Below are 13,678 nucleotides of genomic sequence, written 5' to 3'. Positions count from 1 at the left end.
AAATCTCAAGTGTAAGAACTTGAGATTAATCATTTCTAGTAATGGCGTTCGGCAACGTCAGCCCAGTATTTATTCATGTAGGCCTCCTGTAATTTACGTAGGGTTGCTTCGTCTTTACCTCCGACAGATTTGCCATTAATTTCGGTCGTTCGGATTCCAAAACAGATAGAAGAAGAAACAATGACTTCGTCAGCATTCCACACATCATCTAAAGTATAAGCTTCTTCCCGAGTTGGAATACCATTTTCTTCCGCTAATTCCAAAAGATGCTTGAGGGTAATTCCAGGTAAGATTAAGTTATCACGTGGAGAAGACCAAAGTACCCCATCTTTGATAATTAAAAGATTACTGTGGGCGCATTCGGTAACCCGTTCGCCACGATGAAAGACCACTTCATCACAACCTGCTTCAGTTGCTCTTTGGTTGGCAATCACAGAAGGAATAAGGTTTAAAGTCTTGATATTACAGTGTAAGAATCGGGTATCTTCAAGGGTAATCAATTTGAAATTTGTCTTTTGGTCAACCAATTCAGCTGGAACAGAAAAAATCATTAAGTTAGCCTTGGCATTTTTAGGGAAAACGTGGTTTCTGACACCTGTTCCACGTGAAGTTTGCCAGTAAACCATCCCGTGGTCTTCTTCATTGGCATCAACGACAGCTTGGATTTCTTTTTTCAATTCTTGGCGACTTAAAGGAAAGTCAATCTCTAAAAGACGGCAAGAATTATAGAAACGATCTAGGTGTTCTTCAAACGCAAAAATATTATTATTATAGTAGGTAGTCGCATCATAGCAGCCATCCCCGAAGTAAGCTGCTCGATCCGTGATGGGCATTTGAATTTCTTCTAAGGGCCCTATTTTACCATTGTAGTAACCAACTTTTTTCATCGTAAAAAAACCTCCACTTTATCTAATTATCATTATTTTCTATTTTTAGTTTAATTTTGTCAATAATTTTTTGATGGATTACCGAATATAAAATAGCTTTGTGCTATAATTTTAGTTAAATATGCAATAGGGGTTGAAAACCACATGTTGATAAATATATTGTTAATAATTTGGCATCTAAACTTGTTAGCAGCTATTGTGACGGTTTTTCGGGAAAAAAGGGAAATCTCAGCTACCTGGGCTTGGTTGTTGGTGCTGGTGGTATTACCAGTTTTTGGTTTTATTTTGTATGCCTTTGCCGGACGTAAAATGTCGAGTGAAGAAATTTTTGAAATTAAAAAGCAAGAAAAACTAACTTTAGAAGCCGCAATCGCTCGTCAAAAAGATGAGTGGGATGCTCGTGAGCTGACCAATGATACGGATATTACAGCTAGTGGACGTGGTTTAGTGCATTTTTTCTTAGAGTCAAATGGTTCTGTCCTGACCAAAAATAATCACGTTACGATTTTTACAGATGGGGAAGAAAAATTTGCCACTTTATTCGAAGATATTCGGCAAGCGCAAGAAACTATCAATGTTGAATATTATTCATTTTACTCTGATAACTTAGGCCTGCAACTTTTAAAAGAATTGACAAACGCTCAAAAACGTGGGGTTAAAGTACGGATTTTATATGACTTGTTTGGTTCCCACGGAACGAATTATAAAACCTTCAAGGAATTTGAAAAAGTAGGCGGACAAGCGCAAGCCTTTGTTTCGACACCTAAGTCGCGTCGTTGGACGTCAGTACCACGTTTAAATTACCATGATCACCGTAAACTAGTGATTATTGATGGAAAACTTGGTTATATTGGAGGGTTTAACGTTGCTGATCAATATATTAGTAAGAATGAAAAATTTGGTTACTGGCGTGATACACACTTGCGTATTATTGGTGAATCCGTAGCTGCTATGCAATTAAGATTTGCCATGGACTGGAATACGTCTTGTCGGCGGACTCGTAAAGAAAAGTTACCTTTCACTGAAGAGTATTTTAAATTCGACAAAATTCCTTCTGAAGGTGATACTGCTATTCAAATTGTATCCTCAGGTCCTGATAATGAACATGTGTCCATTAAGCGGGGGTATCAAAAATTGATTTCTTCAGCCGAAGATTATCTCTATATTCAAAGTCCATACTTAATTCCAGATGCTGCGGTTCTTGAAGCTTTGGTTATTGCCGCTCAATCAGGCGTTGATGTGCGGATTATGATTCCTTGTATGCCAGACCACGCGTTTGTTTATCGAGCAACAGAATATTATGCTCACTATCTTTTAGAAAACGGTGTGCGAATTTATCGTTATGATAAAGGTTTCTTACATGCTAAAACTATGGTATCTGATGATCATATTTCTTCAGTCGGATCGGCTAACATGGATTATCGCAGTTTCTTCTTGAACTTCGAAGTTAATGCCTTTATGTATAATGACCACAAGGCCAAGCAATTAAAGAAAATTTTTGAAGCTGATATTGAAGAAGCGACGGAATTAGATTTAGCATACTTTCAATCACAGTCCCTATGGCGCAAGTTTAAACAAGATTTTTCTCGTCTTCTATCAGCTACACTTTAAGAACAGTTTAAAGCTGTTCTTTTTTTATTTCTTAGAAAACGCCACCATGATATACTAAATTTAGTAGTAAAGACAAGGTTTTGGAATAAGGGGGCGTTGCAAATGAAACGGTATGTTTTTAGTTTAGTTATTGCTATGACGGTATTATTATCTTGTGTTGTAAAAGTTAAGGCTTCGCAAAACTACTCTAACCAAGATTTCAATAGCATTCAAATTGAGGCCGACATGGCTAAAGTTACTGTCAAAACAGGAGATAAGTATCAAGTTAAGTATCGAGGAAAACAGAAATTCACACCACAAGTCAGCCAATTTAATAAACGTTTGATAATTAAACAAGAAGTGCGGGATAGTCGTCAGGACCAGAATAATCAGATTATAGTTATTGTCCCAACAAAGACTCCATTGACTAAGTTAGACGTGGAAGCAGACGTTGGAGATATTTTAGTGCAGGGATTATCACTTTCAAAGCACTCTGAATTGAGCACAGAAGCCGGGAATATTACCGTTAAAAAGTTGCGAGTTAAGCGGGGTCTTGAACTTCAAGCTGATACAGGGAATATTCGAAGCCTCCACACTACGTTTAGTGGTTACCATTTGGAGGCCGAGACGGGAACGGTCAGTCTAAATAATCAAGATAAGGGAGGGACCTACCGTAAAAAACAGCACAGTAACAATGTTTTAGAGGCTGAAACAGAAGCAGGTAACATCGAAATAACCAAGTAAGTAAAAAGTCCAGCTAGAATTTGACTAGCTGGACTTTCTTATTTTTCGGCTAATTCTAAGGCCTTTTTGATAATTGGCCAAGTCGGTGTAGATTTCCGAATTTTGGCTAAAAGGGCAGGGTTTTCTTTTTGGGCCAGTTGAACAAAACCAAACATTTGTTCTTGCATGAATTCTCGGGCATATTTTTCTAAAGTTGCCGGGTCATCCATGTTAGGAAATTCTTTTTCAATATCAACCATCTTAAATTCTCCTTCTTTTCTATTTTAACCATTATTGTAGCAAAGTTTTTAGTGTACGCCAATAAGCGTATTTGGTGTGTTAAGAAAATTATTTTAAGAAAAATACAGACAATCATTCTAAAATATGGTAGAATTTAGCATGTGATTAGATAAAAAACGAATTATAATCATCTATAACGATTTAATAAGTCGGCTTTTATCTGATGACAATTAAATATCCGGGAAAAATTCCCAAAATACAAAGTTTATATAATTTCCTGATTGGAGGAAAGTCTCTACTCGGAGCCGTAACTTCGAACTATAAGCGACTGGAGGCATACTTTGTGTAGTGTGCCTTTTTCTGTTAGGAATTGGAAAGGATTTTTTATTTATGGAAAACCTCAAAGATAGAATCAAACAAGATGGTCAGGTCTTACCGGGCAATGTTTTGAAGGTGAACTCTTTTTTAAATCACCAAATCGATTCTGATTTAATGTATGAAATTGGTCAAGAATTTGCCAAACGTTTTGACAACGAAAAGATTACCCGTATTTTAACGGTTGAATCTTCAGGAATTGCCCCGGCTTTAATGGTGGGATTAGCCTTGCATGTGCCTGTTGTCTTTGCACGCAAGCAAAAAAGTGCGATTTTAAATGGTGAGGTCTACAGTTCCAAGGTCTATTCATACACTAAACAGGTTGAAAATATTGTGGGTATTGATAAAAAGTTCTTACAAGCAGATGATCAAGTCCTAATCATCGATGATTTCATGGCTAATGGTGAAGCGGTTAAGGGGCTGGTTGAAATTGCCAACCAGGCTCAAGCCAAAGTTGTAGGTGTTGGGATTGTGATTGAAAAAGCCTTTCAAAATGGGGGCCAAGCACTTCGCCAAGCGGGCTTAAGAGTTGAATCGTTGGCTCAAATTGCCTCATTTACTGATAACCAAGTCCACTTTCTAGGAGAAGAATAAATAATGGAAAACAAGTTAAGTCATAAAAAAGCTGCTATTTTAGGAATTCAACATTTATTGGCTATGTATTCTGGAGCCGTTACCGTACCTTTATTGATTGGAACGGCCCTAAATTTTTCTGAAGATCAAATGACCTACCTGATTTCGATTGATATTTTCATGTGTGGATTGGCTACTTTCTTACAATTATTACGTAATCGTTACTTTGGAATTGGTTTACCGGTTATATTGGGTTGTGCCATCCAAGCTGTTGAACCTTTAAAGATGATTGGAAGAAATTTCTCAATTGCTACCATGTACGGTGCAATTATTGTAGCGGGAATTTTCACTATGTTAGTTGCTGGTCAATTCGCCCGTATTCGCAAACTTTTCCCACCAGTAGTAACAGGAACTTTAATCACTGTCATTGGTTTGACCTTGATTCCCATTGCGATTGTCGACATTGGGGGTGGGGCTGCTACCGCTAAAGACTTTGGAAACTTACCTAACCTAGGAATAGGTTTTCTTACAGTGGCAATTATCCTGGTTTGTCAAATTTGGGGTAAGGGGTTCATACGCTCAATCGCTGTTTTAATTGGTTTAGTACTAGGTTCAACCATTGCTTGGGCATTTGGAATGGTTTCCTTAAATCCGGTGATGAGTGCTGACTGGGTTCATATGCCACGTCCATTTTATTTTGGTTTGCCACAATTTGAATGGTCCTCATCTTTAACTATGATTATCATTTCCTTAGTTTCTATGGTGGAATCCACGGGGGTTTATTTTGCCTTAGGTTCCATTTTAAATAAGGAATTATCCACGGAGGATTTGAAGAAAGGGTATCGGGCTGAGGGATTAGCTGCAGTTTTTGGGGGAATTTTCAATACTTTTCCATATACAACCTTCTCACAAAATGTTGGGTTATTAGAGCTTTCAGGAATTAAGACCAAGACCCCAATTTACTGGTCAGCAGCCTTTATGATGATTTTAGGACTTTTCCCCAAGGCTGGGGCCTTAGCAACCATCATCCCCACTCCAGTCCTAGGGGGAGCCATGGTCTTTATGTTTTCCATGATTTCCGTCCAGGGTATCCGTATGTTAATAAAAATTGATTTTACCAATGAAAAAAATCTGATTATTATGGCGGTTTCTATGGGTCTAGGACTTGGGGTCTCAGTTTACTCCAATATCTTCCAATTCCTCCCTCAAGCCTTACAATTACTACTTGCAAACGGAATTGTAATTGCTTCTATTTCAGCCGTACTATTGAACTTAATCCTCAATGGATTACATCAAGAAAATTAAATTTATAGCACTGAAAATTGGGCCTTTTTTTAGGCCATTTTTAAGAAAAACCCACAAAAAAACCCACATTTACTTTTTGTAAGTTAGTTTGACATGAAAGTAGAAAACTTATCAGCAGTTTTATGTTGTCGTGATTCAGTAATATGAGTATAGATATCTAAAGTTGTTTGTGAATTCGCGTGGCCAAACCGGGCTTGAACTTCTTTGACATCAACGCCAGTCTCAAAAAGCAATGTAGCATGAGTGTGTCGAAAACCATGTGGAGTAATCTTTTTCATATTAAAATTTTTCAGCAAAACTGATAACCACTTAGCTGGAGCAGAGACTGCATAAAGTGAATTGGTCTCTGGGTTTGAAAAGACTAATTGGTCCAAAGTCATGGTAGGGTGGCCGATTGCAGCTAAAATTTTATTTTGATATAATCTCCATTTGGACAAGGTCTGCATCGTTTCTTTATCCAAATAGACAGTTCTTATCGAAGAAGATGTCTTAGGGGATGAAGAAACGATGTTTTTTGTGTTATGGCTCCCCGATAAATTGTTTTGTTTATTTGGATTGAGCTGTTATCAAAATAAATATCTTGCCAGTTAAGTGACAAAGCTTCGCTAACTCGCATTCCTGAAAAAGCTAATAACCTAAAGAGAGTATATTTTTGTTCCGCATGCGATTTTACTTGTAGTCGAGTTAAGAAATCATTTAATTCTTGCTTAGTGAAGAAGTTGTCTTTCTTATCTATTTTCTTAATAACTCCCTCAGAAACCCGTTTGGGGAAAACGACTTTATCAAATGGGTTGTTTGATATGAAATCCATTCTGTAAGCGTACTTCAAAGGTAATTTTAAACTAACCAAGTAGCTGTCGAATTGACGATATTTCGCACCAAGCTTATTTGCAATGTATTCAACGTAGCGGGTGTGATTTTAGCCAACTGTCGGTTACCGATGTCTGTTTACAAATATTTCTTGTAGCAATATTCACGATATTCGGCAGTACTTACATTCTTTCGGTATTCTTTAGCCACATTTGAAATAAAGCATCAAAGGTTTTGGAAATGCCGTCAGTCTTGTTAAGTAAACCTGCATCAAACCTAGATTTTAGTGAATTCAATGCTAATTGAGCTTATTTCTTAGTCTTAAAACCTCGTCGGGTGGTTTCGATTCTTTTGCCGGTAACTTTATCTGTTCCGAGATACACTTTAAATTTGTATCTCTCTCCATATTTTGTTGTGTATTTTTCAAATGTCGCCATGAGCATTCCTCTTTTCTATGAGATAAGTCTATTTTCGAGGAGAAATTATAATTGGCGGAATATTTATCTAAGCGTACTATCTTTATCGATTATAATGAAAGTCGTTTCGTTCCTGACTACAAGAAATATAAAGACTACTACCAAGGAAAATATGTCACTATTATCCAAGCACTCGCCAAACCTAATGGCAAGCCGGATAATCGAGTAATCCTCAATTTTGCTAAAAAGTTAGTGGACACCTTCAACGGTTTCCTCACAGGTAACCCGGTTAAAATTACTCTGGAGGAAGACGTGGCAAATAGGGGGTTATCCGAGTTTAACCGTCGAAAAAATGTTCCAGAAGCAGTCGCGGAAGTATCTAAACAAGCGGATATTTACGGGAAATCATACTTTTTTGTGTTTTCAGACGAAAAGGGGGAAATTTATCTAACATCAACCACTCCTGATGAAGCTTTTGTGATTTACGACGATACTGTTTTGCACCGCCACTTTATGGTGTAAGATACTGCAATCAAGGGAGTTTCGGTGTTGGTTACAATGTAGAACTTTTTTTCAACGGAAAAAACATGGAACCTAAACACTTCAAATTCCGGTGGTGGATTAGGTGAAGGTCAAACCAACGAGTTTAAAGCCATCCCAATTATTGAGGCACCAGAAAACTCTGAACGAGTTGGTGTAATTGAAAATGTATTAAGTATCGTTAACGAGTTAAACAAAGCTATTAGTGAGAAGTCTAATGATGTGGATTACTTTGGGGGTGCATATATGAAAGTCCTAGGCACGATCTTAGAACAAGAAGACTTAAACGCACTAAGAGACACTCGCATTATTAACCTTAAATCTTCAATGGACGAGGATGAACCTGTAGAAACCTTAGATGTTGACTTTTTATCAAAGCCAGACGCAGACACAACGCAAGAAAACCTCATTAACAGGCTGTTAGACGCGTTATATCAAACTAGTATGATTGTTAACCTTAATGATAAAGATTTCGGGAATGCCAGTGGAGTTGCCTTGGAAATGAAATTTAAACCAGTGCTTAACCTGGATACCAGCAAGGCGCGGAAGTTTACCAAGTCACTCCGAGAGCTTTACCGGGTTCTTTTTAAAACCATGCTTATTAAAGGGGTTGACCCGGAAGCGTGGGATGATATAGACGTAAGTTTCCATTACGATCTACCACATAACATCAAAGACGCACAAACCTTATCGGAGCTTGTATCGCGTAAGACATGGCTTAAAGCTTTATCTATCGTTAATGATGTTCAAGCAGAGTCTGAAGCGATTGACAAGGAGCAACAAGACCAATTAGCGACTAACATGCAAGTTATCGCTGACAATAGGGGGCTAACTGATGGTATCTAGAACGGGACAATGTAACCGACAAACAGTAAAGAACGAGTTCAATTTAAAAATGCCAACCTTGAACGCTACAACGAATTAATCTGCAGGAATTAAAAAATATGATTAACGATTTGAAAAAAACTACTGAACGTCTATCAAAATAGAAAATGACGTAGTAGAACAAGAAAAGCGTGTTATTAGACTGGAGAAACACATACAATGACTAACTTGAAGGTCCGGATCAAGAATCTGATTTTTGTCGTGCAATTAATTCTATCGATTTTAACGCCAATCCTAGGATACGCCACTAGTGCGCAAGAACTTGCAAGCTGGCAAACGTTAGGAACGGTCCTGATGGAAGCAATCGGTACCCCTTACGTTTTATCGCTAGTCACCGTAAGCTTATGAAACTCTCTTAACGACCCAACTCAAAAGGACTTGGCAACACCTTGAATTTATGACAAAACAAAGGGAGGAAAACGCTGATGACACGAGAATTTATTGTAGATTTGGCAAGTTACTAAGTAGATTTAACCGTTGTGAACTACAAGTCACTTGGAGCATTGTTAAAGTGACGGAGGGGACTGATTAATCCTGTGATTCCGCAGTTTAACCTTGAAGCGATTAAACGTACTTGGTACGTTCAAATATTCTTGATAGCAGGAATGTTTGAATGTATAATGGTTTCGTGTCCTAAATTGGGCACACTACTCCGGAGTAGTGATGCTGATAATTTGGCACGACAAATTATCGGTTTCACCGGTGATTAGGAGGTGGAATTGTGCACAGCACATTGAACGATGTGTTATGTGCCTACGCACCAGTAGTTCTTGTAGTTGCTAAAACTATTAAGACAGTGGTGGAATTCTACTTTTCTAAGAAAAAGTAGTTTTGTAGGCTCATAAATTAGATTCTTTAACAAGGCGAGTCGTGCCTCGCGTACATATTTGGACTTGATTTTTTTAACAATATATTGTAAGATACAGTTGTTAAAGAATTGAATTTTGAGCCTAAACTATTTCAGTGCATAGTCTATGTTCGTTTGGTCGTTGTCTTCACAACGACTTTTATATAATTACCCACTTCCTTATTTAGGAGGTGGTTTTTTTGGGTTAATTGCAGAATCCTGTGGTCAACCCTTAAATGACAATTTTTGGTTCTTTACGGGATGCTGTGGATTCCTTAGATTGATTAAAGTTAAACCTAGCGATTCGTAAAAAAACTAAAAAGCCTGATCCTGGTAGAATACCTGGAATCAAGCAACAGAAAAACTTTATTTTTTTATTTGACAGTTCTCAGTTCAGCTTGCCTTAGTTATATTACATAGTTTGATTTAAAATAAAGGCGTCATGTAAGGCATTGACGGCCTTGGCAAATTGACTACCAGTAACTAGTGCCCAAATCGTTGAGAAACCATCTGAAGTTTGGAGGATATCAATATCCTTTTGGGATAAAGCGGTAACTAAGGTTGCAACCACCCCTGGAGTATCCATCATCCCAGAACCGACGATTGAAACTTTGGCACAATCGTCAGTAAAGCTAAAGTCAACTTCATGAGCTGTAAACAAAGACTTCGCACGTTCACTAGCTTTACCAGTTAAATTAAAGACAACTGCCTCGCTATTAATGTTAATGAAGTCGACACTAATATCATGGTCGGCAAGTAGTGAGAGCACTTTATCACTATGTTCAGTTGGTACTCTAAATTGGGTCAAGCCGAGTTGGTGGGTAACACCAATTACGGGATGTTTGATACCGTTTTGGGAGATTACCGTACCCAATTTATCGACGTCATCCCAAGTTGAACGGATACGCATTGGGATGTGAGCTTGTTGGGCGACTTCCACAGCGCGGGGATGAATAACCTTAGCCCCTTCATGCGCCATGTTAGCTACTTCATCATAAGAAATTTCATTTAAGAAGCGGGCGTGCTTGATAACGCGCGGGTCGCCAGTCATCATCCCAGAAACATCAGTGAAGATGTCACAATATTTAGCCCGTAAGGCGGCCGCCAATAGGGCAGCTGAAGTATCAGAACCACCACGTCCAAGGGTCGTAATTCTTCCTTCTTGAGATAAGCCTTGAAAACCAGCAACGACGACGACATCGTTGTCTGCAAAGGCATCTAAGATAGACCTTGTATCAACATCTAGGACCTTGGCATTTTGATATTCATTATTAGTTTTAATCCCGGCATCAGGGCCAGTCATCCCAATGGCTTTGATATCATGTTGTTTTAAAAGTTCTGTGAAGACACCGGTTGAAAGAATTTCTCCGGTAGAAACCAGCATATCTAACTCACGTTCATCTAGAAGCGTGTCCTTGCCTCCAACTAAACTAAGTAGGGAGTCGGTAGCGTAAGGAGCTCCTTGGCGGCCAATTGCAGAAACAACCACGGCAACTTTAAAACCTTTAGACACAGCATCCTTTACGTGTCTTAAGGCATGTAGGCGGGCTTCATCGTCTTGAACGGAAGTCCCACCGAACTTTTTAACAATAATATCCATGCTCAACTCTCCTATCTAAATAATAATGCTTTTATTTAATAATTTTCTCACCAAATTCCATGTTTTGTCAATAACATTTTAATGTTAAACTTAATGAATTTTAGTTATTATCGGAAAAATTGATCAGGACGCTTATCTTAATTAAAAATAGTGAGGAATATTGTGTGCAACCAAATTTAATTTAAAAAATTGTATATTTAAAATGATGGGAGAATTGAGGGGGCTAAGATGCATAAAATTTATGTCTTAGATTGTAAATATCAAGCGTCGCCATTCTGAAATAATTATGATTGATGAAAAGTAGCAAACTATCCCATAAATAAAAGAAAATTAAGAAGCCAACTTGTGCTCTTGGTAAATTAGAAATACGTATTCAAGATAAGTTTTTGGACAATTTTGTAGGTTGTAGGAAATTGATGCCAGCTTATTTGATTTAAAATGACACGTCTAGTAAAAATCCTAATAATGAAAAATCCTAATAATGTTGCGCAAATAAAGAACGAAGAAATTCGTAAGCACCAATAAAAGGGACTATTTCAAGGCTTAAATATCTTTCTAAAAAATGTTAGTTTTTCGGAAAGATAGCGAAGAATTTTATTAAGGGCCCCTAGATTTTCACCATATAGTCCATATCTATTAATGTGCTAAATTCTTGCTTTTATCAGTAAGTCTTTTTTGATTTTTCTACATACTTTGTCACAGATACTTTGCTTGCTTTGTCACAGATACTTTGCTTGCATTTTAGTTTGAAATTATTGCTGACTTACTACTCAGTACTAAAATCATTTAGCTATTGAGACAATAAAAAACGCTAAGCTTTGAACTTAGCGTGTCACTTGATTGGCTTTTCTAAAATCTGTTAGTAAATCCTTAATAATGGCTTGCTGTCTACTTGTCAAGCCTTTTAATGAAACGATTTCCAAGCGTTCACTATTATTTTGCAAAAACTTGTCAATCTGATCTTGACTATAAAACCGTCGATTATGTCCCGTTCTTTGCGCCACTAAGATTCCTTTAGCATCCCATCTTTGTAAGGTTTTAACACTGACATCTAAAATTTGACTAACTTCTTTGGGTTTTAACATGATTCACCTTTGTCTACATTTTTGTACATATATTATACGGCCTAAGAGTTTTTATGTCCACTTTTTGTCTACGTTATAAGTTGTGCAAAATAAAAAATCCAGATGTCTCCACCTAGATTTAAACTGTAATTCTTTTCTTTAATAAATAGCCTAGACCTGCTACTAAACCACAAGCCAGAATGAAACCAATGACGATAAATTCGAAGTATTCTTGGACAAAATTTACTCCACCTAAGAAGTAACCTCCAGCCACAAATAAACTAATCCAAGTTACTCCACCTAAAATGTTAAAAAACATGAAGCTTGTCTTTGACATCTTACTGGTACCAGCGTTAAATGGGATTAAGGTTCGCACGACTGGAATAAAGCGCCCTAAGGTAACAGCTAGACCACCGTGTTTTTCAAAGAACGCATCTGCCCTTTTTAAATGCTCGTCTTTAACGAACTTACGAATAAAAGGCTTTTCTAGTAAACGCCGGCCATATTTGCGTCCAAGAGAAAAGTTAAGCGTGTCACCGGCAATTGCAGCCGACGCAAAGGCTAAAATTACCCATAATGGACTAACGTGGTGGCCGACAAGAAAGACACCTGCCAAAAAGATCATCATATCTCCAGGCAAAAATGGCATGAAGATAAACCCGGTTTCTGCAAAGATAAAAAGGAAAATTATCAAATAAGTCTTTAGACCGTAATTACTAAGTAAAAATGTAATCAATGCTGTTGTCATTGGCAAGCCCCCTTCACTTTTTTCTAACTTTAAGATAGCCCTAATTTCCAGAAAAAGCAAGCATTATCCCCCAGCTTACGTCTGACTTCCAAATATTTTTAACAATTTCCTGCACCACATCTGATAGAGGACTTGTATTTTTTCTTATCTACTATATATTTAGAGTTTAAATATATACTTTATATTTAGAGTTTAAATATATACTTTGAGTTCAAAAATGTCTTTTGAATTTATTACAAAACAGAAATAACAAATCAAAACTTGTCTATGCTATACTTATTACATTGCATTTTTTAGAGGAGTTGTTTTTTTGAAGAAGAAATTACTGTATGTCTGCATAACGATTTTGGCTCTTTTAGGTTTGGGTTATGGTTTACTCCAAAGTAAAACTTACCAACCTAGTCAAGTTGCACTAAAAGCAAGTCAAAAGGCTCAAGTCCTACCATCCCATCAAGGACTCCTGTTTAAAGCACAAGGTAAAAAGCACCAAACCACCATTGTCTTCTATCCCGGTGGTTTGGTAGCGCCCAAGAGTTATGCACCTTGGATTAAAAGGGTTAGTCAAGCTGGCTATGATGTCTATTTGGCCTACTTTCCCCTTAATTTAGCGGTGCTTTCTCCTAATAAGGCGCAAAAAATAAGCCACAATCAAAAACTTAAGCAATTTATTTTAGGAGGTCATTCTTTAGGTGGCGCCATGGCTAGTCGCTATGCTGCTAACCATTCACAACAAATTAAAGGAATTTTCTTTTTAGCCAGTTATCCCGATCAAAAAGGTTCCTTAAGAAAGCTCAATATCCCAGCTTTATCGATTACAGCCGGTCATGATAAAGTTCTCAACTGGAAAAAGTATCGCCATAACAAAATCTATCTTCCACGTCAGACAAGTTTCGTAACACTTGATGGCGGAAATCACTCAGGTTTTGGCTCTTACGGTCATCAAAAAGGCGATGGAAAAGCTACTATAAGCAGTAAACAACAAAATAAATTAGTTGCACAAACTATTATTTCGTGGTTACAAAAGCACTTTAACTAAGCTCTTGGCTCTGCTAAGGGCTTTTTTGCAAAAAAAAGA

Annotated in this window: 14 protein-coding genes, 1 pseudogene and 1 riboswitch; of the genes and pseudogenes, 7 read left to right on the top strand and 8 right to left on the bottom strand. The window is 37.5% G+C overall.

Annotated features, from left to right (window positions below; translation table 11 throughout):
* Positions 1–35 precede the first annotated feature (35 nt).
* The gene (locus FC36_RS02030; RefSeq protein WP_025020496.1) at positions 36–887 is read right to left on the bottom strand and encodes an aminotransferase class IV; all 852 of its coding nucleotides are present in this window, start codon (positions 885–887) and stop codon (positions 36–38) included.
* 144 nt (positions 888–1,031) lie between these two features.
* Here FC36_RS02030 and cls point away from each other — a divergent pair, with 144 nt between their 5' ends.
* Positions 1,032–2,498, top strand: a complete 1,467-nt coding sequence (gene cls, locus FC36_RS02025) for a cardiolipin synthase (protein WP_035187869.1) — start codon at positions 1,032–1,034, stop codon at positions 2,496–2,498.
* A 102-nt stretch (positions 2,499–2,600) separates the two neighbouring features.
* Positions 2,601–3,221 carry a DUF4097 family beta strand repeat-containing protein gene (locus tag FC36_RS02020; RefSeq protein WP_025020494.1) on the top strand — a complete coding sequence of 207 codons (621 nt, stop codon included), beginning with the start codon at positions 2,601–2,603 and terminating at the stop codon, positions 3,219–3,221.
* Between the two features lie 38 nt (positions 3,222–3,259).
* On the opposite strand, the gene FC36_RS02015 is transcribed toward FC36_RS02020, so the two are convergent.
* On the bottom strand, positions 3,260–3,460 hold the full coding sequence (locus FC36_RS02015) for a hypothetical protein (RefSeq protein ID WP_023860312.1): 201 nt from the start codon (positions 3,458–3,460) through the stop codon (positions 3,260–3,262).
* Positions 3,461–3,685: 225 nt separating this feature from the next.
* A riboswitch (purine riboswitch) is annotated at positions 3,686–3,781 on the top strand.
* Between the two features lie 49 nt (positions 3,782–3,830).
* Here FC36_RS02015 and FC36_RS02010 point away from each other — a divergent pair.
* Positions 3,831–4,409, top strand: a complete 579-nt coding sequence (locus tag FC36_RS02010; RefSeq protein WP_025020493.1) for a xanthine phosphoribosyltransferase — start codon at positions 3,831–3,833, stop codon at positions 4,407–4,409.
* Between the two features lie 3 nt (positions 4,410–4,412).
* A complete protein-coding gene (locus FC36_RS02005; protein ID WP_056986678.1) occupies positions 4,413–5,693 on the top strand; it encodes a nucleobase:cation symporter-2 family protein in 1,281 nt (426 codons plus the stop codon).
* An 83-nt stretch (positions 5,694–5,776) separates the two neighbouring features.
* On the opposite strand, the gene FC36_RS12575 is transcribed toward FC36_RS02005, so the two are convergent.
* The 3 genes from FC36_RS12575 to FC36_RS11510 form a co-directional block, all read right to left on the bottom strand.
* On the bottom strand, positions 5,777–6,154 hold the full coding sequence (locus tag FC36_RS12575) for a site-specific integrase (RefSeq protein WP_025020492.1): 378 nt from the start codon (positions 6,152–6,154) through the stop codon (positions 5,777–5,779).
* 11 nt (positions 6,155–6,165) lie between these two features.
* Positions 6,166–6,504: a tyrosine-type recombinase/integrase gene (locus FC36_RS12570; protein ID WP_025020491.1), complete on the bottom strand. Its 339-nt coding sequence runs from the start codon at positions 6,502–6,504 to the stop codon at positions 6,166–6,168.
* A 307-nt stretch (positions 6,505–6,811) separates the two neighbouring features.
* Entirely contained in the window at positions 6,812–6,940 is a 129-nt protein-coding gene (locus FC36_RS11510) for an Arm DNA-binding domain-containing protein (protein ID WP_155889556.1), read from the bottom strand.
* Between the two features lie 51 nt (positions 6,941–6,991).
* Here FC36_RS11510 and FC36_RS12375 point away from each other — a divergent pair.
* Positions 6,992–8,305: pseudogene (locus tag FC36_RS12375) on the top strand (phage portal protein).
* Positions 8,306–8,503: 198 nt separating this feature from the next.
* Complete coding sequence (locus tag FC36_RS01980) at positions 8,504–8,692, top strand: phage holin (RefSeq protein ID WP_081781928.1); 189 nt, start codon at positions 8,504–8,506, stop codon at positions 8,690–8,692.
* A gap of 911 nt (positions 8,693–9,603) precedes the next feature.
* Here FC36_RS01980 and dapG read toward each other — a convergent pair.
* From dapG to FC36_RS01965, 3 genes are all read right to left on the bottom strand, one after another.
* The gene (gene dapG, locus FC36_RS01975) at positions 9,604–10,791 is read right to left on the bottom strand and encodes an aspartate kinase (protein ID WP_025020490.1); all 1,188 of its coding nucleotides are present in this window, start codon (positions 10,789–10,791) and stop codon (positions 9,604–9,606) included.
* 824 nt (positions 10,792–11,615) lie between these two features.
* Positions 11,616–11,876 carry a MerR family transcriptional regulator gene (locus tag FC36_RS01970; RefSeq protein WP_023859949.1) on the bottom strand — a complete coding sequence of 87 codons (261 nt, stop codon included), beginning with the start codon at positions 11,874–11,876 and terminating at the stop codon, positions 11,616–11,618.
* Between the two features lie 118 nt (positions 11,877–11,994).
* Positions 11,995–12,603: a DedA family protein gene (locus FC36_RS01965; protein WP_025020489.1), complete on the bottom strand. Its 609-nt coding sequence runs from the start codon at positions 12,601–12,603 to the stop codon at positions 11,995–11,997.
* Positions 12,604–12,913: 310 nt separating this feature from the next.
* On the opposite strand from FC36_RS01965, the gene FC36_RS01960 reads away from it, so the two are divergent.
* Positions 12,914–13,639 (top strand): alpha/beta fold hydrolase, encoded by a 726-nt coding sequence (locus FC36_RS01960; RefSeq protein ID WP_025020488.1) that lies wholly within the window; start codon positions 12,914–12,916, stop codon positions 13,637–13,639.
* The last annotated feature ends 39 nt before the right edge of the window (positions 13,640–13,678 follow it).

The sequence above is a fragment of the Ligilactobacillus equi DSM 15833 = JCM 10991 genome, from assembly GCF_001435735.1.
Lineage (GTDB): Bacteria > Bacillota > Bacilli > Lactobacillales > Lactobacillaceae > Ligilactobacillus > Ligilactobacillus equi.
This window is presented reverse-complemented; position numbering and strand designations above follow the sequence as displayed.

Coding starts and splice junctions, on each gene's coding strand:
- FC36_RS02020 (WP_025020494.1), top strand. CDS start 2,601: ATGAAACGGTATGTTTTTAGTTTAGTTATTGCTATGACGGTATTATTA.
- FC36_RS11510 (WP_155889556.1), bottom strand. CDS start 6,940: ATGGCGACATTTGAAAAATACACAACAAAATATGGAGAGAGATACAAA.
- FC36_RS02030 (WP_025020496.1), bottom strand. CDS start 887: ATGAAAAAAGTTGGTTACTACAATGGTAAAATAGGGCCCTTAGAAGAA.
- FC36_RS01980 (WP_081781928.1), top strand. CDS start 8,504: ATGACTAACTTGAAGGTCCGGATCAAGAATCTGATTTTTGTCGTGCAA.
- FC36_RS02010 (WP_025020493.1), top strand. CDS start 3,831: ATGGAAAACCTCAAAGATAGAATCAAACAAGATGGTCAGGTCTTACCG.
- cls (WP_035187869.1), top strand. CDS start 1,032: ATGTTGATAAATATATTGTTAATAATTTGGCATCTAAACTTGTTAGCA.
- FC36_RS02005 (WP_056986678.1), top strand. CDS start 4,413: ATGGAAAACAAGTTAAGTCATAAAAAAGCTGCTATTTTAGGAATTCAA.
- FC36_RS02015 (WP_023860312.1), bottom strand. CDS start 3,460: ATGGTTGATATTGAAAAAGAATTTCCTAACATGGATGACCCGGCAACT.
- FC36_RS01970 (WP_023859949.1), bottom strand. CDS start 11,876: ATGTTAAAACCCAAAGAAGTTAGTCAAATTTTAGATGTCAGTGTTAAA.
- FC36_RS12570 (WP_025020491.1), bottom strand. CDS start 6,504: ATGGATTTCATATCAAACAACCCATTTGATAAAGTCGTTTTCCCCAAA.
- dapG (WP_025020490.1), bottom strand. CDS start 10,791: ATGGATATTATTGTTAAAAAGTTCGGTGGGACTTCCGTTCAAGACGAT.
- FC36_RS01965 (WP_025020489.1), bottom strand. CDS start 12,603: ATGACAACAGCATTGATTACATTTTTACTTAGTAATTACGGTCTAAAG.